17 protein-coding genes are annotated in these 22588 nt (G+C 37.6%); 8 read left to right on the forward strand and 9 right to left on the reverse strand.

Going from position 1 to position 22588, the window contains the following annotated elements; all coding sequences use genetic code 11:
* Positions 1–333 precede the first annotated feature (333 nt).
* On the forward strand, positions 334–630 hold the full coding sequence (locus H4J39_RS17975) for a hypothetical protein (protein ID WP_182229709.1): 297 nt from the start codon (positions 334–336) through the stop codon (positions 628–630).
* A gap of 13 nt (positions 631–643) precedes the next feature.
* On the opposite strand, the gene H4J39_RS17980 is transcribed toward H4J39_RS17975, so the two are convergent.
* The 3 genes from H4J39_RS17980 to mfd form a co-directional block, all read right to left on the reverse strand.
* Positions 644–931 carry a DUF1244 domain-containing protein gene (locus tag H4J39_RS17980; RefSeq protein ID WP_182181529.1) on the reverse strand — a complete coding sequence of 96 codons (288 nt, stop codon included), beginning with the start codon at positions 929–931 and terminating at the stop codon, positions 644–646.
* 14 nt (positions 932–945) lie between these two features.
* Positions 946–2517, reverse strand: coding sequence for a CsiV family protein (locus H4J39_RS17985; RefSeq protein ID WP_182229710.1), 1572 nt, complete (start codon positions 2515–2517; stop codon positions 946–948).
* Between the two features lie 111 nt (positions 2518–2628).
* Complete coding sequence (gene mfd, locus H4J39_RS17990; protein WP_182229711.1) at positions 2629–6168, reverse strand: transcription-repair coupling factor; 3540 nt, start codon at positions 6166–6168, stop codon at positions 2629–2631.
* 179 nt (positions 6169–6347) lie between these two features.
* Between mfd and H4J39_RS17995 the strand changes: the two genes are divergently transcribed.
* The 7 genes from H4J39_RS17995 (at position 6348) to H4J39_RS18025 (ending at position 15043) form a co-directional block, all read left to right on the forward strand.
* Positions 6348–7004 (forward strand): DUF1456 family protein, encoded by a 657-nt coding sequence (locus tag H4J39_RS17995; protein WP_182229712.1) that lies wholly within the window; start codon positions 6348–6350, stop codon positions 7002–7004.
* Between the two features lie 298 nt (positions 7005–7302).
* Positions 7303–9156, forward strand: coding sequence for a DUF885 family protein (locus tag H4J39_RS18000; RefSeq protein ID WP_182229713.1), 1854 nt, complete (start codon positions 7303–7305; stop codon positions 9154–9156).
* Positions 9157–9429: 273 nt separating this feature from the next.
* Positions 9430–11100: a glutamine--tRNA ligase gene (gene glnS, locus H4J39_RS18005; protein WP_182229714.1), complete on the forward strand. Its 1671-nt coding sequence runs from the start codon at positions 9430–9432 to the stop codon at positions 11098–11100.
* Positions 11101–11566: 466 nt separating this feature from the next.
* Complete coding sequence (locus H4J39_RS18010; RefSeq protein ID WP_182229715.1) at positions 11567–11743, forward strand: DUF1328 domain-containing protein; 177 nt, start codon at positions 11567–11569, stop codon at positions 11741–11743.
* Positions 11744–11794: 51 nt separating this feature from the next.
* Positions 11795–12040 carry a hypothetical protein gene (locus tag H4J39_RS18015; RefSeq protein WP_182229716.1) on the forward strand — a complete coding sequence of 82 codons (246 nt, stop codon included), beginning with the start codon at positions 11795–11797 and terminating at the stop codon, positions 12038–12040.
* Between the two features lie 417 nt (positions 12041–12457).
* On the forward strand, positions 12458–13396 hold the full coding sequence (locus tag H4J39_RS18020) for a phospholipase A (RefSeq protein ID WP_182229717.1): 939 nt from the start codon (positions 12458–12460) through the stop codon (positions 13394–13396).
* Between the two features lie 315 nt (positions 13397–13711).
* On the forward strand, positions 13712–15043 hold the full coding sequence (locus tag H4J39_RS18025; protein ID WP_182229718.1) for a DUF2254 domain-containing protein: 1332 nt from the start codon (positions 13712–13714) through the stop codon (positions 15041–15043).
* Between the two features lie 367 nt (positions 15044–15410).
* On the opposite strand, the gene trpA is transcribed toward H4J39_RS18025, so the two are convergent.
* Genes trpA through H4J39_RS18055 form a run of 6 tightly spaced genes read right to left on the reverse strand, consistent with a single transcriptional unit; the run spans position 15411 to position 22268 of the window.
* Positions 15411–16265, reverse strand: coding sequence for a tryptophan synthase subunit alpha (trpA, locus tag H4J39_RS18030; RefSeq protein WP_404842700.1), 855 nt, complete (start codon positions 16263–16265; stop codon positions 15411–15413).
* Complete coding sequence (trpB, locus tag H4J39_RS18035; protein WP_182229870.1) at positions 16265–17494, reverse strand: tryptophan synthase subunit beta; 1230 nt, start codon at positions 17492–17494, stop codon at positions 16265–16267. Before trpB ends, trpA begins: the two co-directional genes overlap by 1 nt.
* A 40-nt stretch (positions 17495–17534) precedes the next feature.
* On the reverse strand, positions 17535–18923 hold the full coding sequence (trpCF, locus tag H4J39_RS18040; protein WP_182229719.1) for a bifunctional indole-3-glycerol-phosphate synthase TrpC/phosphoribosylanthranilate isomerase TrpF: 1389 nt from the start codon (positions 18921–18923) through the stop codon (positions 17535–17537).
* Between the two features lies 1 nt (position 18924).
* The gene (gene trpD, locus H4J39_RS18045) at positions 18925–19956 is read right to left on the reverse strand and encodes an anthranilate phosphoribosyltransferase (RefSeq protein ID WP_182229720.1); all 1032 of its coding nucleotides are present in this window, start codon (positions 19954–19956) and stop codon (positions 18925–18927) included.
* Positions 19949–20611 carry an aminodeoxychorismate/anthranilate synthase component II gene (locus H4J39_RS18050; RefSeq protein ID WP_182229721.1) on the reverse strand — a complete coding sequence of 221 codons (663 nt, stop codon included), beginning with the start codon at positions 20609–20611 and terminating at the stop codon, positions 19949–19951. Before H4J39_RS18050 ends, trpD begins: the two co-directional genes overlap by 8 nt.
* The gene (locus H4J39_RS18055) at positions 20604–22268 is read right to left on the reverse strand and encodes an anthranilate synthase component 1 (RefSeq protein WP_182229722.1); all 1665 of its coding nucleotides are present in this window, start codon (positions 22266–22268) and stop codon (positions 20604–20606) included. The genes H4J39_RS18050 and H4J39_RS18055 overlap by 8 nt, the downstream gene beginning before the upstream one ends.
* Positions 22269–22588 lie beyond the last annotated feature (320 nt).

The raw sequence follows: 22588 nt of genomic DNA on the forward strand, positions 1-22588 counted from the left end.
TGAACAAGTTGTTAATAAGTATAATGAGAATAAAGTGATGTATTATGAAAAATTAGTTAAGGTCGAGAAAAGTATACATATATTATAGACAAAACTTAAACATGATAAGAATGTTTAACTTAAGGAAGCGGAAGTTATTGCGAGTAAAGAGGATCAATTAAAGAAGGAATGTAAAGAAATTGAAAAAAATGAGGATACTGAAATAAGTAAAGTTGAGCAAAAAAGGTATCTTTCTGAGTTAAAAATTAAAAATTAAAAATTAAAAATCAAACTTTTATTTTAATCTGCCGATTAAATGTTCAATATAATAATATTAACGAATGGACAAGTCATGTGGAAGTACTTATAGATCTATTACCTTCTGTCAATCAAGTTCAAACAGAGCGTTCAAAGAAAGATAAGCGACAACGTAATAAATACAGTCGTCAAATGAACTCAGCCGTAAACCATGCGGGTGTGTCTAGTGGTGTTGAAAACAGTGCGGCGATAAAACACGTTTTTTGGAAAGGGTACGAACGTCGTTCATCGGTTAATCGGCGTAAGTTAAAAGATAAACGGGGCCGTTGGCTAGAGTCGCGCGACAGAAGTGATCGTCGAGCGACTAAATATGGCATTTCAGTAAAAATTTAGAAGAGAAAAATTTCTATTTTTTCTGTAACTGATTAAACTTTTCCATTTGTTCAGGTGTTGCTGGTAATTGGTGTTTTTCTTTCCATTCGCTGTAAGGCATACCGTAAATCTGTTGACGAGCGGTATCGATATCTACTTCAACGCCTAATTTTTCTGCCTCTGCAACCGTCCATTTAGAAAAGCAGTTACGACAAAAACTCGCTAAATTCATTAATTCAATATTTTGCACATCTTTTCGGTTGTCTAAATGAGCAAGTAAACGGCGAAAAACAGCGGCTTGTATTTCAATTTCTTTATCCATAATTATCTCTATATTTAATGAAGTGAAGCGGACTCTTCAACTTCCTTAGTAGGTTTCTGATAAGGTAAAATCCGAATTATCATGCCAATATAAGGGTGATCAAAATAGTGTATTTCGGTACTTCTTACGCGTCGGTCTTGTTTAAAGTTTATGGTTTTTAACTGTGCAGATTGCTGTTTTTTACTGCCAGGTAATAATTTTTGTGTGGCTTGTTCGGCTAACGACATATTCATGACATTAAAATCAGCAGTAATGTGTAAATAAAAATCAACTTCCACTTTCAAAAAACCTTCAATAGTCCAGTCCTGAGGGGGGGGAATTGGCGCTATTTGCATGTTAGTTGAATTTAACATGCTACGCGTATTGTCTATATCTGTGTCTATTTCGGTCAATAAGTTGCTTTTTTCTACAGGCAAACTGGGTAACTTCACCATAAGTTCTTGTAAACGTTCTTTTACTAATTTCTGTTGCAATGCTTCTTCTGAAAGCCCTATTAAAGGTGAACTTTGCTTATAAAGGGCTTTGTGTAGAAGCGCCTCTTGTGTCTGCGCTTGCTTAAGTTGATGCTGAAATTGCTGTAACTCTTGTTGATAATGAACACTAAAATTTTCACCGGCAAATACTTTCAGTGGTATTGCTAATTGTTTTGTTTTTGTTTTTTGACGCCAGCCAAAATGCATTAACGGTTTGAAGTTCCTACTTCGCGCTATTTCTTGAACGATATCGTCAAGTTGTAACGATGCTTCACTGAGTAAATAGTCTTGATCAAGGTAGATGTTTTCATTGTTATCAATAGTTGACGGAACGTTGCTAATAGTAAAAGCCGTATAACTTTCGTAAATGTGTCCACTTCTAGATTGGTTAAATTTGTTAAACTGCTCAGGAGTAATTGTACAAATAGCTTGAGAAAATGAAGCGATTTCATCTGCATAATTCAATTGAATAGCCGAAAATTCAGTCGCTGCTTTTTCGAGTAACTCTGTACGTTCCGCTAATTCTTTTGCACTTAATATCGGTGGCTGATCTATTACCTCTAGGGCATTATGGCTAATAAGAGGATCCGCTTCGCTCGATATTCTTTGTTCAATCAACAGGCTGTTTTTTGCGTAAAAATCATCTTCAGTATTCGCAACAGGCTTGCTGTTTTGTGCTTCGTTAGCTTTATCGCTGCCATCGCTAAAATGTGATATTGGCGTGCTTGAACTTGTATTATTAATCGATTGATCTGTTATTGCTGTAAAATCAGCCAAGCTTTTTACGGCGAAGTAAGGCTGTGCTTTTATTGTCGTTATCGCTTGATCAATAAATGATTCAGCGTAAACAGGCGTATCACAACTAGGCAATAGTTGTTTTAAACTAGTAATATCAGGATTAAGGTAAGGGCCTAATAAGTCGATGATATTTCGATATTCTGGTAAAGCAGTATTATCTGGAAAATTCTCTTTTAACAGGGCTTTGTCACCTAACTGACTAAAGAGGATCACTTCCACTTCAAACCAACGGTCGGTATTATCTTCACCCACTGCACTCGCTTGCTGTGAAAATATGAATGCTGTTGATAACAGCATTAAATGTTTTAATTTCATTAATCATCCATTCGGTAATGTTTTACACTGACTTATTACATAACGTTATGACTTGAAGCCATTTATTGAAAAGGCAAATTCAAGTGCAATGTTCATTGTCCTATCTTACGGTTATTTTTTCGTTTTTACTAAATCATTTAACATAGAAGTCACTAAAATAAAACGCGACTTGCTGTCTTCAGTCGCAATTTTAAATTGGAGTTTATTGGCACCAACTAATTTATAAACGAGCGGCTGTTGCTGAATTAAGCCAATAATAAGCATGGGGTCTACTTTTGTCTCGTTACTAAATTCAATTGAGCCACCAGTAGGGCCTGCTTCAATTCGAGAAACCCCTATTTTTTGAGCTTTTAAACGTAATTTAGCAATATGGACTAAATTTTTAGCGGCTTGCGGTAACAAACCAAAACGGTCGATGAGCTCAACTTGAATTTCGTCAAGTTCATTTTTATTGCCGCAACTGGCAATACGCTTATAAATGCTTAATCGTAAACTTACGTCAAAAATATAATCATCGGGTAGCAGTGCCGGTACACGCAATTCAATTTCAGTTTGCTTAGCTGTCATATTTTCAAGTGATAACTGTTTACCTTGTTTTAAGGCCGCAACTGCTTGGTCAAGCATTTCCATATAGAGGGTAAAACCAATCTGACTCATCGAGCCACTTTGTCCTTCACCTAATAATTCACCTGCACCACGAATTTCTAAATCGTGAGTGGCTAAGGTAAAGCCAGCACCTAAATCTTCAAGTGAGGCAATTGCGTCAAGACGTTTTTTCGCATCTTTAGTGATACGTTTAACATGAGGCGTTAATAAATAAGCATACGCTTGATGATGTGAACGACCGACACGACCTCGTAATTGATGGAGCTGAGCTAAACCCAAGTGGTCGGCTCTGTCCATAATGATCGTATTGGCAGTAGGTACATCAATACCCGTTTCTATAATTGTTGTACAAACTAATACATTGTAACGTTGATGATAGAAGTCACCCATAATACGTTCAAGTTCTCGTTCACGCATTTGCCCATGAGCCGTAGTTACTTTGGCTTCGGGGAGCAATTTTTGAATATCTGCGGCGGTTTTATCTATAGTGTCTACATTGTTATGTAAAAAGTAAACCTGACCACCACGTAGAATTTCACGTAAAATAGACTCGCGAATAAGGGCATCGTCACGTTCACGAACAAATGTTTTTACCGCTAAACGTTTTGCTGGCGGTGTGGCAATAATCGATAAGTCGCGCATTCCACCCATAGCCATGTTTAAGGTGCGTGGAATAGGGGTGGCGGTCAGTGTTAATATATCTACATTACTGCGTAATTGTTTGATTTTTTCTTTTTGTTTTACGCCAAATCGATGCTCTTCATCAACAACTAATAATCCTAAATCTTTATATTTTATGCTGTTTTGTAATAGTTTGTGCGTGCCGATAAGAATATCTATTTTACCTGATTCAACATCGGCAATAACAACGTTTTGCTCTTTAGCTGTTTTAAAGCGTGACAGTACTTCAATAACAACGGGTAAGTTAGCAAAACGATCGCGAAAGTTTTCATAATGTTGTTGGGCAAGCAAGGTTGTTGGGACTAAAATAGCAACCTGTTTACCATCATTAACCGCAACAAAGGCGGCACGCATCGCGACTTCGGTTTTACCAAAACCTACATCCCCACAAACAAGCCTGTCCATGGCTTTATCACTGAGCATATCGGAAACAACGGCTTTAATAGCTTGCTCTTGATCGAAGGTTTCTTCAAACGGAAAACTGTCTGAAAAGGCTTGATATTCTGCTTTGTCACGTTTAAATTGATAACCTTTGTTATTTGCTCTACTGGCATATATATCGAGGAGTTCAGCAGCAACATCCCGTACTTTTTCAGCGGCTTTTTGCTTTGCTTTACTCCAAGTATCATTGCCTAACTTATGTAAAGGCGCACTTTCTGCGTCTGTACCAGAATATCGACTAATTAAGTGTAATGAACCAACAGGGACATAAAGTTTTGATTCACCCGCGTAAATTAAAACCAAAAACTCAGTGGTTATGCCACTATTTTCGATGGTTTGTAAACCCATGTAACGGCCAATACCGTGTTCAAAATGTACCACAGGTTGGCCGATTGAAAGCTCGGCTAAGTTTTTGAAAATAGCGTCTGCTTGAATATTTTGCTGTTTAGTGCGGCGGCGACTTTGTTTTACGCGCTCACCCAAGAGTTCATCTTCGGTGATTAAGGCAATAGCATTTTTCTTGGCAGAGCCTTTACTTTGAAAAATAAAACCACTGTTAAGGGTATTAACGGTGATGCCCAGTTTTTCTGAGCTTGCTACAAAGCTTTCAATATCATCAAAATATTGTGGCTTAATATGGTTACGTTCTAATAGCTCTAAAACACTTTCTCGGCGGCCTTCACTTTCAGCCACAAATAAGATCTTATCAGGTGTTTCTTTGTGGCTAATGAAGTTATTAATTAATTCAAAAGGGTGTTTTAGTTGATGATTAACCGTAATATCAGGTAAGGGCGTTACATCAAAACGGATATGCCCGGCTTTCGATTTCGCCTCTTCGTTAGTATCCGTTATTTCTAATGTGGATATTACTGGTGTTTTCTCTATTGAAATTCGGTCAAAAGGTTTTAACGCACTATAAAATTCGTCGTTATTTAAAAATAGTTTTTTGGGCACTAATAATGGTCGTGTTAAATCATAGCGACGCTCTTCAAAGCGGTAATCAATATCAAGCCAATATTGTTCAATCGCTTTGTCAATATCACCACTGAGCATTATTCGGGTATCTTCGCTTAAATAATCACACAAGGTGCTTGTTTCATCGAAAAACAGTGGTAGGTAATATTCAATACCTGCCGGTAAAATGCCATCACTGACTTGATGATATATCGATTCTTTGTGGATGGTATTTGGAAACTCTTCCCGATATTGGCGGCGAAATAAATTAATTGCTGTTTCGTCGGTAGGAAATTCGTGTGCGGGTAATAAATTGATTTCATTTATTTTATCACTTGAACGCTGGTTTTCAGGATCAAACAAGCGAATATCATCAATTTCATCATCAAAAAAATCTAATCGAAAAGGCGTTTTACAACCCATCGGGAATATATCAAGAATGGCACCACGTGCTGAAAACTCGCCATGCTCCATTACTTGTTCAACACTGCGATAGCCGCTGGCTTCAAGATTTTGGCGCATTAGATGTAAATCTTTTTTGTCACCTACTTTTACGATCAAGCTATTCGTGCGTAAATACTGAGTTGGCGCCAGGCGTTGTAATAATGTAGAAACAGGCACAATAATGATGCCGTTTTTCATGTTCGATAATTGATAAAGCGTCGCTAATCGCTGGGAAATAATGTCTTGGTGTGGCGAAAAACTATCATAGGGGAGTGTTTCCCAATCTGGAAATAAGCAAATAGGGAGTTGCCGCTTTTTATTTAAACTTTTTAGCTCTTGCTCAAAACGCAATGCTGACTGGGTATCGTTGGTTAATAACAACACTGGGGCATCGGCATTGAGGGCACCATGGTAAATCGCTAACGTATCACTACTGCCTAATAAGTTAGTCCAATGCTTTTTATCAGCATGTTTGCCGCGACGTTTAGTTAATACCGGTTCAAATAAGCTAGCAGTTTTACTCATGATTTCTCTATTAAATATTTTTGTTGTTAATAAGGCGCGCTAAAACAGCGCATTATCTTAGCATGACTTAACGGTAAACTTTAAGAACGAGTAAATACTTTTTTGTTTAAAAAACTATAGTGATATAATAATGCCCAGCTTTACATTGGGTAGGGCCTGCTGTTTTTTTGGAGAGTTTTGTGACCAACAATGATGTTTTACGTCGTTTAAGATATACCTTTAATTTTAATGATCAAAAGATGATCGACCTATTTAATTTAGCAAAGTTAACGGTAAGTCGTGAACAAATCAGTTATTGGTTAAAAAAAGAAGATGATCCACAAGTTGTTAACTGCAGTGATGTTCAACTCGCTACTTTTTTGAATGGTTTAATTATTGATAAACGCGGCGCACGTGATGGTGAAACCCCTCAACCAGAAAAGCGTATGAATAACAATATTGTGCTCAATAAATTGAAAATAGCCCTTGAGCTGCGCGCTGAAGATGTTATCGATATGATGTCTACGTCAGGTATACGTATGACTAAGCCAGAATTAAGTGCATTTTTTCGTAAACCCGATCATAAACATTACCGCGAGTGTAAAGATCAGTTCTTAAGAAACTTTATCCAAGCTATTGATACTAAATATCACGTTAACCGCCCTGAAAAATTCACCCCTAAACGTGAAGTCGAAGCGGTAAAAAAACCTGAGTTACCTAAAAAAGACTATCAAACAGCTAAGCCTAAAGTGAGCAAAATATACATAAACCCCAATGCCACTAAAGCAACAGATAACGATGATAAACCTAAAAGAAAAGTGTTAAAACTTAAGCCTTCAGATATTTATAAAAATTAGGTTTTACGCGTCGTTATTTATATTATGTAACACTCGAGATTAAATTTTTCTTTGTTAATCATATTATTATAAATATACACTCTAAATAAAAAGAGCTTTACCTCGGTATAAGCTCTTTTTTATGTGTTATAAAAAATAGAAGAGGTAACGTTCCTTTTATCGTAATTACAAAGCGATTTGTCGAACAGCTATTGCCAACACTATCCGTTTTGATCAAGACTAGATAAAATAATTTTTAATTTAGCACATTTACAGTTATTCCATTATAACTATATATTCCTATAAAAAAGAGATGCTTATGACTTTTAAAAGTACATTACTGGTAGTGGCTATTTCTAGCTCATTACTAGCAGCTTGCACAGAACAAAAAGGTATTGATACACCACAAACAAGCTCAAAAGAAGCTGAGAAAAAGAGTGCAATTAACGCATTGTCTGAATCAGAAAAAGCTAACCAAATATTTGATGCTATTTTTGATGAAGGTGTTGCACGAAGCCCGATGATGCAAACTTATTTAGGTATAAAAACTGATTATGATAAATGGGATGATATTTCAGAAGAAAACACGCTAAAAGAATTAGCGATTACTCATGAAAACCTTCAGCGTGTTAAAGCTATCGATAGTCGCGAACTCGATGAGCAGACAATGATCAGCTATCACTTATTGGTACAAAAATTAGAAAATAAAATTGCTGACCATAAATGGCGTTTTCATAACTATCCTGTAAATCAAATGCGTGGTTTGCATTCGAGTTTACCTGCATTTTTAATTAATCAGCATTCCATTAGCAATGTCAAAGAAGCACAAGATTATATTGCTCGAGTGCAGGGTGCTAAAGTACTTTTAGAACAATTAACGACACAACTAAAATTGCGTGAAGACTTAGGTATTATCGCCCCTAAGTTTGTTTTTCCTCACGTTATTCGTGACTCTCAAAATATTCTTGCAGGTGCTCCATTTGAAGACGGAAAAGACAGTACGATTTTAGCTGACTTCACTAAAAAGGTGAATAAGCTTGAGATCAGTACCGCTGAAAAAAGCACGCTCTTAGCAGAGGTTAATACCGCATTAATAACCAGCATAAAACCTGGCTATCAGCAATTAGTCAGTTATTTAGAAACGCTAGAAAAAAAAGCAGACAATAGAGATGGCGCATGGAAATTTCCAGAAGGTGAAGCATTTTTTAATAATGCATTACAACGCACCACCACAACAGATTTAACCGCTAACCAAATTCACCAAACTGGGTTAAGTGAGGTGGATCGAATTCACGGTGAAATGCGCGTAATTATGGAAAAGGTTGGCTTTGAAGGCGAACTTGGTGAGTTTTTTGAATTCATGCGAAATGACAAACAATTTTATTACGCAGCTGATGAAGCCGGTAAACAACGTTACTTAGATGAAGCTGTTGCTTTAATTGATGATATGGAAGGGCGCTTAGACAGCTTGTTCTTAACCAAACCTAAAGCTAAATTAAAGGTTAAAGCGGTTGAGGCTTTCCGTGAACAATCTTCAGGTAAAGCTTTTTATCAACAACCTGCACCTGATGGCTCTCGTCCAGGCGTTTATTATGCCAATCTTTATGACATGGAAGCAATGCCAACTTACCAAATGGCAGCGCTTGCTTATCACGAAGGAATTCCTGGTCATCATATGCAAATAGCGATAAAACAAGAGCTAACAAATATTCCAAAATTTCGTAAATTTGGTGGTTATACCGCACACACCGAAGGTTGGGGTTTGTACTCAGAAATGATCCCAAAGGAAATTGGTTTATACCAAGACCCTTATTCTGATTTTGGTCGTTTAGCTATGGAGTTATGGCGAGCTTGTCGTTTAGTAGTAGATACCGGTATTCATACACAAAAATGGACGCGAGCTCAAGGTATTGAATATTATGTAACGAATACACCGAATGCTAAGTCTGACGCTGTAAAAATGGTCGAGCGCCATGTTGTTATGCCATCACAAGCGACCGCTTATAAAATTGGTATGTTAAAAATTATTGAGCTACGTGAACACGCTAAAGTCGAACTTGCTGAGAAATTTGATATTCGTGAGTTTCATGATGTGGTACTTCGTAATGGTCCTGTACCCTTAAATGTTTTAGCTCAATTGGTTGATACCTATATAGCGAATAAAAAAGCCTAAGCTATAGTCTCTTGCAGTAAAAAATCCTTATAAAAGAGAAGTGCCGTTTGGTACTTCTCTTTTTTATGGGGATTACGTAATTACCTATTGATGATAATCAGACGTTAATTGCTTTTTCTAGGAATAACTCGATATTTATTTAATTTTTAAGCAACTTTTGCCCTTAATGCGTAAAATTTATAATTTGCCGAGATAAGCGCTATTCCCTTTGATTAACAGTTGTTATAATGCCGAAAAATAACGTAGTTTAAATTCTTTTTAGAGGTTTTGTGGATGTCGGAAGCTGAAAAACGCCCAACAAATTTTATTCGTCAAATTATCGATGCGGATCTTGAAAGTGGTAAACATTCGAGTGTGCAAACTCGTTTCCCACCTGAGCCCAATGGTTTTTTACATATTGGCCATGCGAAAGCCATTTGTTTAAATTTTGGCATTGCTCAAGATTACCAAGGTTTATGTAATTTACGTTTCGATGATACCAACCCTGAAAAAGAAGACATTGATTACGTTAACTCAATTCAAGAAGACGTAAAATGGTTAGGATTTGATTGGGCGGGTAAGGTTCATTACTCTTCTGATTACTTTGATCAATTGCATGGTTTTGCTGTTGAGTTAATTGAGAAAGGCTTGGCATACGTTTGTTTCTTAAATGCGGATGAAGCTCGCGAACACCGTGGTACGCTCAAAGCGCCAGGGAAAAATAGCCCGTATCGTGATACGAGTGTTGAAGATAACTTAGCACTTTTTGCCAAAATGAAAGACGGTAAATGTAAAGAAGGCGAATGTGTACTTCGCGCTAAAATTGATATGACATCAAGCTTTATGTGTTTGCGTGATCCGATTCTTTATCGTGTCCGTTTTGCTCATCATCATCAAACAGCTGACAAATGGTGCATTTACCCGATGTACGATTTTACCCATTGTTTATCTGATGCTATTGAAGGTATTACCCATTCACTTTGTACGTTAGAGTTTCAAGATAACCGTCGTTTATATGATTGGGTGCTTGATAATGTATCGATTGATGTTGTACCACATCAATATGAGTTTTCACGTTTAAACCTTGAATACACGGTAATGAGTAAACGTAAACTTCATACTTTGGTTGATGAAAAACTCGTCAATGGTTGGGACGACCCGCGTATGCCTACGATTGCTGCCTTTCGTCGTCGCGGTTATACTCCTAGCTCATTACGTGAGTTTGCTAAACGTATTGGCGTTACTAAAATGGACAATACCGTTGAAATTGGTGTTTTAGAAGCTTGTATTCGTGAAGACCTAAATGACAATGCGCCACGTGCTATGGCGGTACTTGACCCGATTAAGTTGATCATCGAAAACTACCCAGCGGGACAAGTAGAAGAATTAAACGTCAAAAATCATCCAAGTGATGATGAACAAGGTACTCGCATTGTTCCTTTCGCCGCAGAAATTTACATTGAAGCGGAAGACTTTCGTGAAGAAGCCAATAAGAAATATAAGCGTTTAGTGCTTGATAAAGCTGTACGTTTACGTGGTGCTTATGTTGTTACCGCCACACGTTGTGACAAAGACAGCGAAGGCAATGTTACTACCGTTTATTGTAATTATAATGCCGATACCTTAGGTAAAAACCCTGAAGATGGTACTAAACCAAAAGGTGTTATTCATTGGGTTGCCGCTGAGCAATCTATTGATGCAGAAATTCGTTTATACGACCGTTTATTTAATGTACCAAATCCGGCAGCAGCAGAAAATTTTCAGAGTGTGATGAATGAAGATTCGTTAATTACCATTAGTCACGCTAAAGTAGAGCCGTCATTGGTCAATGCTAAACCTGAACAAGCCTTTCAATTTGAACGTCAAGGTTATTTTTGTCGTGATAATAAAGACTCACCAGGTGACAAGCTTGTGTTTAACCGTACGGTAGGTTTACGAGATACTTGGGCTAAAATGGACAACTAATTAGCCACTTGGTTATGTTAAAAACCTTTATATACCGTAGGAAACTTACTGGGATATAAAGGTTTTTTCATTTTTATATTTACATCTACATCTATTCAAAAGATGTCACGTATCAGCTGTCAAAATTTAATCTCTAATAAGTTATTCAATCTTATTTTCGCCATAACACTTTTTTATAGTGTTATTCTATTAGTCTTAGATGTTATGCCCATTAACTTATATAGTACTTACTAATCAGCATAGCCATCAGGTTTTAGCTTAGTAGGTAAGGCGTTGTTAAAAAGGAAAATAACACCTATTATAATGTAATTATTACAATTTATTTTTTAGTGGATATTTTTTAATATTAATTTCTTGATAAAGTAACTATAAAACAACGCTTTATAGTTTCAAGTAAAGCTGGCTTATTTATTGCTATTAAAGCAGTGAACTAATTTTATTATTAAATAATATAGGGAATTACATTATGTTGAGATGGGCATTAACATTTTTTATTATTGCAATCATAGCGGCGTTATTTAGTTTTGGTGGCATTGCAGGTGCGGCAACAGAAATTGCTAAAATTATATTTTTTGTATTCGTCGTATTACTGGTCATATCATTAATCGCAAACGCAGTTCGTGGCAAAGGTCCAAAGATTTAACGACCTATAAATGCAGCGTATAAACTCAAAAATTAATAAATGGAGATAACTATGAACAAACTTAAATTTTTAACAACTTCTTTGATCGCCTTAACCGCTGTACTTGCTTTATCAGCATGTGACAGTAAACCTGAAACCGCAGGTGAAAAAGTTGATGAAGCTATAACGGATGTAGGAAATGCTGTTGAAGATGCGGGCGAAAAAGTGGGCGAAGCCGCAACAGATGCAGGTAACGCCATCGAAGATGCTTGTGAAAATATTAAAGAAGGAGTTAAAGCTAAAGATAAAGATTGTTAATTATTAGACAACCACAAAGAAGGGCACTAAGCCCTTTTTTGTGGTGCTATTTTAATATTGACTGGCTAAGTCCAAAATGATGCCTAGGCAATAAACCATAGATAATAAAAGATACAGATAAAGGGATTCCCTTTAAAAATTTTAGTATCGATATAGGTTAATATGAGGGTTTAATCATATAACCTAAGAACAGCCCTGAAATATCTATCATGTAATAATTTTTTTTTGATAAAATAAATACCTCGCTTTTATTTTAAAGACATTTTAGGTAAAAAATAGGAGCATAACTGACTATGCTCTCATTATTTACAACGTTTAATCTGTTGTATGTTAACTATAACCCAACTTTTGTTAGTGCCTATTGAATAGGTGCTTATTATCAAACCTTAACAACTGTTAATTTATGAGTGATCTAGTATGAAAAATTTGATCTCGGTGTTTTTTATTGTCACCGTGTGTTGTGTGTCTTTTTTAAGTTTTAGCCAAAGCAGCCAAGCATTAGCTAAAAAGCCAATAATAGAGACAGAAGTTGAGGTTATCGCCAGCACTGATTCAATTCTGGATGAGCGGTTGGAATCAGCTAAAGAAGCCATAGCAAATCCGTTTGTTATATCTCAACATAGACGTAACTATCTCCTTCCTGTTACTTATATCACCAAACCTAATACAGCGACTGTTGACGACCTCAATAAAGAAAATGTCGACAATATTGAAGCTAAATATCAAATTAGTGTCAAGTTGCCTTTATATATTGAGCAAGATAGTACGTCTGGTTTGTATTTAGGTTTTACAGCAAAGTCATACTGGCAGGTCTATAACAGTGATGTGTCTAAACCTTTTCGTGCAACAGATTACGAGCCTGAAGTTTACTATGCGTGGCACAATGAGTTGTCCATATTAGGGTTTAAATTTAATGGAGTGCAAGTGGGTTTGAATCATCAATCAAATGGTCAGTCGAATGAGCTTTCTAGAAGTTGGAATAGGGCATTTGCCTCTGCATTGTTCAGTGATAAATCATCATTTTATTATATCAAAACATGGTATAGGATCCCTGAAGATGAAAAAGAAACGCCAACAAGTGCTCAAGGAGATGACAATCCTGATATTACTCGCTTTTTGGGGAATATCGAACTAGGTTATGGAACTCATTGGGGTGACTTTAATATAGTAGGTTTGCTGAGGAATAATTTAAGAACGAGTGAGAACAAAGGCAGTATTGAGTTTAACGTTAGTTACCCAATAACCGATAATTATGATATTTTATTTCAATATTTTAATGGCTACGGTGACTCATTAATTGATTATAATCGCCATCAGCAAAGAGTTGGCTTAGGTATACAATTAAAGTTTTTCTAAAGCGAACGTAACTTAACATCAAGTGCTTTTGAATAACCAATGAATAGAGTACGAGGATTTCTTTTTACTCTATCGCCAGCGTCTGTCGAGCTATTAACGCACAGAGTTATATTTTTAGCACTTTTTGTAGCACTATAATTTTTTGGAACCGTTGCCTGTTGACGTTATTTTATACTATTTTACTATTCTGTTACAAAGAAGCTAAGTAGCCATTTTAGGTAATTAATGATCGGCTATTATTGGGTTACAGGGTATTAAGTTGCGTATTTCGACAATGAACTTAAATAGATTTCAATAATTGAAGAAGGTAATGCTTTGCAATTTAATATTATCAAATATGGATCAATAATAGAAAAAGCACGTACCAGTTTTTGGTTTATCCCCTCATTTATGGTGCTATCATCAATAGTGTTAGCGGTTTTTACGGTATGTATTGATGCTTTATATATTGAGAGTATTGAGTTCACCATTCCATTAGTTTATAAAATGGATATTGATGCTATTCGGTCATTGTTAGCAACAATAGCTGGGGCAATGATAACGGTTACCAGTATTGCATTCTCTCTTACTATCGTTGCTTTAACCTTGGCTTCATCACAGTTTGGTCCTCGTTTACTGCGTAACTTTATGATGGATACGGGCACTCAAGTTGTGCTTGGTGCTTTTATATCTAATTTCTTGTTTTGTATCCTCGTCTTTTGTGCCATTAGCTTTCAAGAGCCCTATATTTTCAAACCGGGCTTAACCGTACTTATCGCTGTAATAATGACTTGTATTAGCGTTGGTGTTTTAATTTACTTTATTCATCATGTCGCTAAGGCTATTCAAGCCGATGTTGTTATTGATGATGTTTACCAAGAGCTTCAATGTAGTATTGACAACCTCTTCCCATCTATTTCAAAGCAAAAAAAATCATCGGCTATTGCTCAATCATGCGATAAAGTTTTAACGCAGAAAGTTAATCAAATTGACGTATTAGCCAAGTGCAGTGGATATGTTCAAACTATTGAACACATAGCACTTTTAGCACTCGCTACTGAAAATAAAGCGTTAATTGAATGCATATATTATCCAGGAGATTATATTGTTGAAGACTCCGTTATCGCGATTATTCATTCAGATAATGCTATTAATAAAAAGACAGTCAAGCAAGTATCTGATTTTATTTTATTAGGGGCATACAGAACGCCGGTGCAAGACCCCGAATTTGCTATCCATCAGTTAGTTGAAATCGCTTTACGTGCACTTTCACCCGGTATTAACGACCCTTATACGGCGATAACGTGTGTTGATAAACTCAATTCTGTTTTATGTGGGCTCACTAAAAGAGTATTTCCAGCAAGACAACACTATGATGAAGCAGGTCAATTGAGATTAGTCTGCAAGGTGTTAACGTTTGATGATATCGCTAGAGCGGCATTTGACCAGATAAGACAAGAAGCAACTAACAATGTATCAGTTACCATCAGATTACTGAACTCGCTAAATAACTTAATATTATTTGCTAACACCAACGAGCAGAAAAACTTTGTCATTAGTCAAACTAAAATGATAGACGAGCAGCAATCTAAACAACCAGTAGCTAAAGCCGATTCAAAGTGTATTGGCTTCAGAATTGCCAAAATTTTTTCATCCATTAGTGAATAAAGCCTGACTTACCTAGCTCTTTTACAAATAATGGTTGCTAATAAAGCAAAGGTAATTAAACGTGAATTCATAAAAAACTAGTAAACCCCAAAATTATTAACTTAACAGATTTTTAAAACGGCTAAGTTATTACCGCCAACATTATCTATAAGGTGTATTTAAATCGGAAGTTAATCTACATGATTATGAGGAATTTGACCAGCGAGAGCGCGCAAGAAGGGCATTTATATCTATTGCTCGAGCCTTAGATTGAAGAATGATTTTTTTAAGAAAGGGGGTAGTCACGTATAAAATAATCATATAAAGCCAGCTAGTGTCAATTAAGCTGGCTTTATCGATTTTTTACACGCCCTAAATATATCTTTTATTAACGCGTTGCCGCTTTCATTTGTTGAACAAAACTTGTTAATGCCGCTAACATGGCTTGGTTATCATCAAGATTATTTTCAATGATTTTAACCACAGCTGAACCGCTTATTGCGCCAGCGGCACCTGTAGCTAAAGCCGCTTTAACTTGTTCGGGGTTAGAAATACCAAATCCAATCACCCCTGGTGAGGCATTATTTGCTTTTAGCTTTTCAATTAAATGAATAGCAGGATTAGTGGCTTCTTCCGATGCACTTTTAGGCGTATCCACCCCAGTTACACCCGCACGACTTAATACGTAGGTGTACCCATAGCTGAACTGTGCAACCTGCTTTAATGTTTCTTCACTGCCGTTAGGCGGCGCTATAAATATTGGCGCAACACCATACTTAAAGGCGGCTGCACGAAAGGGAGCACTTTCACGTAAAGGTAAATCGGCAATTAACACCGAATCAACACCAGCAGCAGCCATATCTTTATAAAAAGTATCAATACCACGAGCAAAAACTAAATTCCCATAAAGTAATAAACCGATAGGCATTTGAGGCGCATAAGCGCGAACTTTTGCTAAAATAGTTAAGCAAGCATCTGTATCTACCCCAGCGTTCAGTGCGCGCAGTGCTGCTTTTTGAATAGTAATGCCGTCGGCACTTGGGTCTGAAAATGGAATACCTAACTCTAACGCATCAGCACCAGCATCTATTAATGCTTTGATTATTTCAAATGATTGCTCAAGGTTTGGATCGCCTACGGTCACAAATGGAATAAAAGCGCCTTGATTCTTTTTTGCTAATTGAGCAAAAGTTTGCTGATAACGAGTAGTCATCTGCTTGTTTGACGTTACGTCTAAGCTCATTATGCTTCTCCTTGATTTTTTTTGTCTTCTTCAGCTTGTAACACTGTTTGCACATGCGCTAAATCTTTGTCACCTCGCCCTGATAAATTAACAAGGAATACCGTTTCCTCAGTAACTGCTTCTGCCATCTTAATGGTGTGGGCAAGGGCATGAGACGGTTCAAGCGCTGGAATAATACCTTCATTCATTGCTAACATTTTAAAAGCTGCTAACGCTTCATCGTCATTAATGGGCACATATTGAGCACGGCCAGTATCTTTTAAAAACGCATGTTGAGGACCTACAGCTGGGTAGTCCAGACCTGCTGAAACCGAATACGACTCCTCTATTTGCCCTGACTTGTCTTGCATAATATAAGTATAATTTCCATGTAACATGCCTTTTGTTCCGGCAACTAATGTGGCGCCATGCTGATTGGTGTCTACACCTTTGCCACCCGCTTCAACACCAATTAATTTTACGCTGCTTTCTTTAATAAAATCATGAAAAATACCAATGGCATTTGAACCACCACCGACACAAGCGATGACATAATCAGGCAAGCGACCTTCTTGTTTCAGGATTTGCTGTTTAGCTTCCTCACCAATCATTTTTTGAAATTCACGAACGATAGTTGGAAACGGGTGAGGCCCCGCAGCGGTGCCTAGTAGGTAATGAGCATTTTCATAGTTTGCAGACCAATCCCGCAAAGCTTCATTAACGGCATCTTTTAAGGTACCAGAGCCTGCAGTAACAGGGATAACTTCTGCTCCCATTAATTTCATGCGAAATACATTCGGTTGTTGACGTTCACAGTCTAATGCGCCCATGTAAACTCGACATTTCAAACCTAATAACGAACAAGCGATAGCTGTAGCAACGCCGTGTTGCCCAGCACCTGTTTCGGCAATAATTTCTGTTTTACCCATACGTTTAGCGAGTAATGCTTGACCAAGTACTTGATTGGTTTTATGCGCGCCGCCATGCAATAAGTCTTCGCGTTTTAAATATATTTTAGCGAGTGGGTTTTTACATAAATTGCGGGTTAAGGTCAGTGGTGTTGGACGACCAGCGTAATTTTTTAAAAGGTCATTAAACTCAGTTAAGAAACTTTCGTCTTGTTGTGAGTCAATAAATGCCTGTTCTAATTGTTCAAGGGCAGGTACTAATAATTCTCCAACAAACATGCCGCCAAACTCACCAAAATAAGCAGGTAAAGTCGTTTTTGTTTTTGTGGTTTCTTGTTTCATCGTTTGCTCTGTCATTGTTTTTATTCCTAATGCTTTACTATTAATAGTGTCTGATGGCGGCGAAAACTTGTTGTAGTTTTTCACGGCTCTTCACGCCTGGGCTTGTTTCAACACCTGAGTTGAGGTCCAAACCAAATAAATCTAGCGTTGTTTTCTGGCTAATCGCTTGTGCTATGTTATCAATAGACAAACCGCCCGCTAGAAAACAATGGGTCAAGTCTTGCTCAGATTCGGCTAACGCTCGCCAATTAAACGTTTCACCACTGCCAGCATTTTTACCATCTAAAACGTAAAATTGCGCATTATCCATTAATTCAGGTACTTCGCTCTCGACCGGCAAAGCTTTCCAGCTTTGACAGGATTTGGGTAATAATGGCTGCAACGAAGCGATATATTGTGAAGTTTCATTACCATGAAGTTGCACTGCAAATAAGTTTAGCTTGTGGGCAAGTTTTGCTACATCTTCAATGGCGTGATTAACAAACACGCCGACGTAACGTAAAGAAGGAACCTGCTCGACAATCATTGTTGCTTGTTGTTCGTTAACATATCTTGGCGACTTTTCAGCGAAAATTAAGCCACCAAATTGTGCGCCGGTATCAACAGCACTTTGGGCATAGTCAACTTGTGTTAAGCCGCAGACTTTGTTATTACCATAAATGAGTTTACGACAAGCTAAATCAATATCATCTTCTGCCATAATTGAACTACCCACTAGAAAGCCATCAACCGCTGGTGCTAGCTCGCGAACCTGCTCGTTGGTATAAATACCCGATTCAGATATAACGATGCGATCAGCAGGCAGTGTCGGCGCATAATCAAAGGTTCGAGTAATATCGGTGGATAAATCGCGTAAATCTCGGTTGTTAATACCAATGAGTTTTGCGCCTAAATCAATGGCTCGGTCGCGCTCTTCATCGTTGGATATTTCAGTTAAGACCGCTAAATTATATTGCTCAGCGATAGCCGATAAGTCTTTATATTCTTGGTCAGACAAAACACTGAGCATTAATAATATTGCATCAGCACCGTAATATCGTGCCAAATAGACTTGGTAGGCATCAACAAAGAAATCTTTATTAAGTACTGGACAATTTACCGAGTCAGTCACTATTTTTAAATACTCAAAAGTACCTTGAAAGTATTTCTCATCGGTTAAGACAGAAATAGCGGCGGCATATTTATCATAAATTTGGCAAATAGCTTTAGGGTCAAAATCTTTGCGTATTAAACCTTTTGACGGAGAAGCCTTTTTACACTCTAAAATAAACCCAGCGTGCGCGTGACCTTGTTTCCTATCAAGTGCGGCATACATATCTTTTTGAGTCGGAATTAAGGTGTCGATAAATTCACTTAATGGAAAATCAATTTTACGTTGCGCTATTTCGATACGTTTATCAGCAACAATTTTTTCTAATACATTTGCCATGTTATGCCATTGCCTTTGAGTCTGAATTTGAGTTTGAAATCACGACCATGTTTTCTAAAGTCGTTAATGCTTTACCTGAAGCTAATACTTCACTTGCCATCTTAGCGGCTACTTTTAAATCACTTGCTTTATCATGTAGATATAATAATGCCGCGCAGTTAATAATGACGGCTGCATTATGAGCGGGCTTGCCATTACCGCTAAGAATAGCGCGAATATACTCGGCATTTTCTTGTGGCGTACCACCTTTAATATCTTCTAATGTGTAACTTGCTATACCAAAATCAGCAGGAGAAATTATCCGAGTTGTACACTGCCCCATTGCTATTTCGCTAATTTGCGTATTACCGTGTAGGGCAATTTCATCTAAACCACTCCCGTGAACGACCCAGCCACGTTTAACCCCCGTTAACAGTAAACTTTTTGCCATAACATCGATAAGCGCTGGCGTGTAAACACCGAGTAACATCGTGCTGGGTGAAGCAGGATTTACTAATGGCCCTAATATATTAAATAAAGTGCGAACCCCCATAGATTTTCTAACTGGAGCTGCATGTTTAAAACCCGGGTGATAAGCCGGCGCATATAAGAAACATAAATTTGTTTGCGCTAAACACTCACTTGCTGTTGCTGGCGACATCATTAAATTAACGCCAAATGCTTCAAGTAAATCTGCGGAGCCAGACATGCTAGAAACACTTCGGTTACCGTGTTTTGCCATTTTTAAACCACATGCCGCAGCTAATATTGCCGCGGTAGTTGATATATTAATGGTATTCGCGCCATCGCCACCGGTACCTACGCAGTCAGCGACGTTATTTTCTTGCTGCGGAAATGGTGTTGCTGAGCCTCTTACAGCTAAGGCCGCACCTGAAATTTCGTTAGCCGTTTCACCCTTTATTTTTAAGGCAGTTAATACACTCGCTAACAGTACGGGCTCAACTTCACCTTTGATCATATTTTTAAAAAAATCTTCAGCTTCAGTCTGGCTAATATCATTTCCGTCAACGAGTTGTTGTAAAATTTTACTCATAAGAACCTTCCGCTGCTTTCTGTGATGAGGCCAGTAAATAGTCAATGGTTTGTGCTAATAACGTGCCACCATAAGTCGTTAGAATTGACTCTGGATGAAATTGAAATCCTAAAGCTACATCCGCTTTATGCTCAATGGCCATCGGTAAGTTGATTTGTTCAGCCGTTATATATTCAGCAATAATATCAATGGTATTAGGGACTTCACTTGCGATTAATGAATGATAGCGAGCCACAGGTAAAGGGTGATTTATCTTGTCAAAAACACCTGTTTGACGATGGGTAATGCTCGAGGCCTTACCATGGACAATTTCAGGTGCACGGACAACTTTACCGCCGTAGTGTTCAACTAAAGCTTGATGGCCTAAACAAATACCTAAGATGGGATATTTGCCGGCGCATTTGGCAATTAATGCCATTAAACAGCCTGCTTTACTGGGTTCACCTGGGCCAGGCGATAATACCAATAATACCTGGCCAGTCGATTTTTGCATTTGTTCAAAGATAAAATCTGCTGATAGGGTATTTCGATATATGGTCGGTTCAAACCCTAAACATTGAAATTCATCGACCAAGTTGTAAGTAAAAGAGTCAAGGTTGTCGAGCATGAAGATTTTAACCTTGCCATTATCATGGCTTTCTTGATGACTATGCATGATTATTCTCCTTGCACTTGTTGCCTAGGTTAGCGGCGTCGTTATTCTGGGCTGCACTAATCTTAACCGTAAACAGTTCTGCATGTTGGATGGCATTAATGACTGCTTGCGCTTTTTGTTTGGTTTCATTGGCTTCTGACTGGGGATCTGAGTCGTAAACAACACCTGCACCCGCTTGAACATGCGCTATACCGTGTTTTACAAAAGCAGAACGTATAACAATACAGGTATCCATTTCACCGTCACCGGTTAAATAACCAACCGCGCCGCCATAACTACCCCGACGTTTGCCTTCTACTTCTCGAATTAACTGTGTCGCTTTTACTTTCGGCGCACCCGATAAAGTGCCCATATTCATACAAGCTTGATAAGCGTGCAGGGCATCAAGGTCAAGCGCTAAAGTGCCGCAAACTCTAGAGACTAAATGCATTACATGAGAGTAACGGTCAACTTTAAGTAAGTCAGCAACATAGCGAGTACCTGCTTGACTAACGCGGGCAATATCGTTGCGTGCTAAATCAACCAGCATAGTGTGCTCGGCTAACTCTTTTTTATCTAAACGTAGTTCGAGTTCAATTCGACTGTCTAAATCAAGCGAAATTGATCCGTCTTTATTCAGTCCGCGTGGACGTGTTCCTGCTATTGGGTAAATTTCTACTTGACGATTTTTATGTTGATATTTTAAGGCAGATTCTGGAGAGGCGCCAAAAATACAAAAGTCGCTATCTTTCAGGTAAAACATATAAGGGCTAGGGTTACTTTGTTTTAACGCTTTATAAGCATTTAAGGTATTTGAGCACTTTAGCGAAAAGGTACGTGAGGGCACCACTTGAAAAATATCACCAGCGCGAATATTTTCTTTTAATTGATTAACCGTGTCACAGAACTGTTGATCTGAGATATCGCTAATAACCTCATTTTTTTCAATTTGCTTGTCGTGAGGTACTTCTTGAGCAACATATTGCTGAGCCAATATACTTTTTATATCAGCTAACCGTTGACGAATAGTCACGAGGTTATTATTGGCATCTTCTCCTGAGAAAATATTACCGATAACTTCAGTTGATTGCGCTTCATGATCAATAACTACAACGGTTTCAGCTAAATAGTAGACAAAGTCTGGACAGGTATTGTCGCCATTACTTACCGTCGGTAATTGCTCGGTCATCGACATCATATCAAACGCGAATACGCCACCTAAAAATATGGCAAAAGGGTGACTGTTGCTATTATCTAGTTTGTTGAATAAACGCAAACTTTGAAAAGGATTAATAGCGAGTAAGCGTGAATTTTCATCAAGTTGTTGAGTTAATTCGGGGAAAACAGCGTTAAGTATTTTATCTTTAACGGTTAACGTCGCGTGTGCAGCGAGTTGCTGCTGCGCAAATTCAAGGGCAGCTTGTCCATTGTTCGTTAATGCTTCAAAAGTGACAATATTACCATGACAGGTAATTTTTAATGCCGCATCGGTCAGTAATAAGCTTTTTAATTGATGTTTTTTATCAATTTCAGCAGATTCTAATAATAAGTTATTGTCGCTGTTTTGGCTTAACTGGTGAAATATCGCCAAGGGATCGGTCTGATATTTTACGGTTTCTGACAGGGTGCTAACACTGCCAGTTTGCTTATCTATTGTAAGCATATTCTGAGGGTTCATATTCTTTCCTAGCTTTTAACGTCTAATTTTAATTAATGGTCAACCTGCATAAATAGGCAGTAGCCACCATATAAACCAACTTTTAACACGTGTTGTAATCATTATTTTTCTCTCAAAGTTCTTTAGCGATATGCTAAAAAGTAAAAAGCCCACTTATCTATAAAATAAGCAGGCTTTTTGAATTTTTACGTACAAGTAAACATCACAACCCACTTATGTAGAGTTATGCCACCAAAAAATCATCAAAATAGTTTGTTTTACTTGTATCATTATTGTCTTCATCTCAGTAAAATTGCATGAGCAATTAATTCCCCTATAGA

Source organism: Colwellia sp. Bg11-12 (genome assembly GCF_014076955.1).
Lineage (GTDB): Bacteria > Pseudomonadota > Gammaproteobacteria > Enterobacterales > Alteromonadaceae > Colwellia_A.

What these genes read in the sequence shown, in the direction of transcription:
- H4J39_RS18020 (WP_182229717.1), top strand. Translation starts at nt 12,458, where the DNA reads ATGAAAAATTTGATCTCGGTGTTTTTTATTGTCACCGTGTGTTGTGTG.
- H4J39_RS18055 (WP_182229722.1), bottom strand. Translation starts at nt 22,268, where the DNA reads ATGAACCCTCAGAATATGCTTACAATAGATAAGCAAACTGGCAGTGTT.
- trpA (WP_404842700.1), bottom strand. Translation starts at nt 16,265, where the DNA reads ATGAGCTTAGACGTAACGTCAAACAAGCAGATGACTACTCGTTATCAG.
- trpD (WP_182229720.1), bottom strand. Translation starts at nt 19,956, where the DNA reads ATGAGTAAAATTTTACAACAACTCGTTGACGGAAATGATATTAGCCAG.
- H4J39_RS17980 (WP_182181529.1), bottom strand. Translation starts at nt 931, where the DNA reads ATGGATAAAGAAATTGAAATACAAGCCGCTGTTTTTCGCCGTTTACTT.
- H4J39_RS18050 (WP_182229721.1), bottom strand. Translation starts at nt 20,611, where the DNA reads ATGCATAGTCATCAAGAAAGCCATGATAATGGCAAGGTTAAAATCTTC.
- H4J39_RS17985 (WP_182229710.1), bottom strand. Translation starts at nt 2,517, where the DNA reads ATGAAATTAAAACATTTAATGCTGTTATCAACAGCATTCATATTTTCA.
- trpCF (WP_182229719.1), bottom strand. Translation starts at nt 18,923, where the DNA reads ATGGCAAATGTATTAGAAAAAATTGTTGCTGATAAACGTATCGAAATA.
- H4J39_RS18015 (WP_182229716.1), top strand. Translation starts at nt 11,795, where the DNA reads ATGAACAAACTTAAATTTTTAACAACTTCTTTGATCGCCTTAACCGCT.
- trpB (WP_182229870.1), bottom strand. Translation starts at nt 17,494, where the DNA reads ATGAAACAAGAAACCACAAAAACAAAAACGACTTTACCTGCTTATTTT.
- glnS (WP_182229714.1), top strand. Translation starts at nt 9,430, where the DNA reads ATGTCGGAAGCTGAAAAACGCCCAACAAATTTTATTCGTCAAATTATC.
- H4J39_RS18010 (WP_182229715.1), top strand. Translation starts at nt 11,567, where the DNA reads ATGTTGAGATGGGCATTAACATTTTTTATTATTGCAATCATAGCGGCG.
- mfd (WP_182229711.1), bottom strand. Translation starts at nt 6,168, where the DNA reads ATGAGTAAAACTGCTAGCTTATTTGAACCGGTATTAACTAAACGTCGC.
- H4J39_RS18000 (WP_182229713.1), top strand. Translation starts at nt 7,303, where the DNA reads ATGACTTTTAAAAGTACATTACTGGTAGTGGCTATTTCTAGCTCATTA.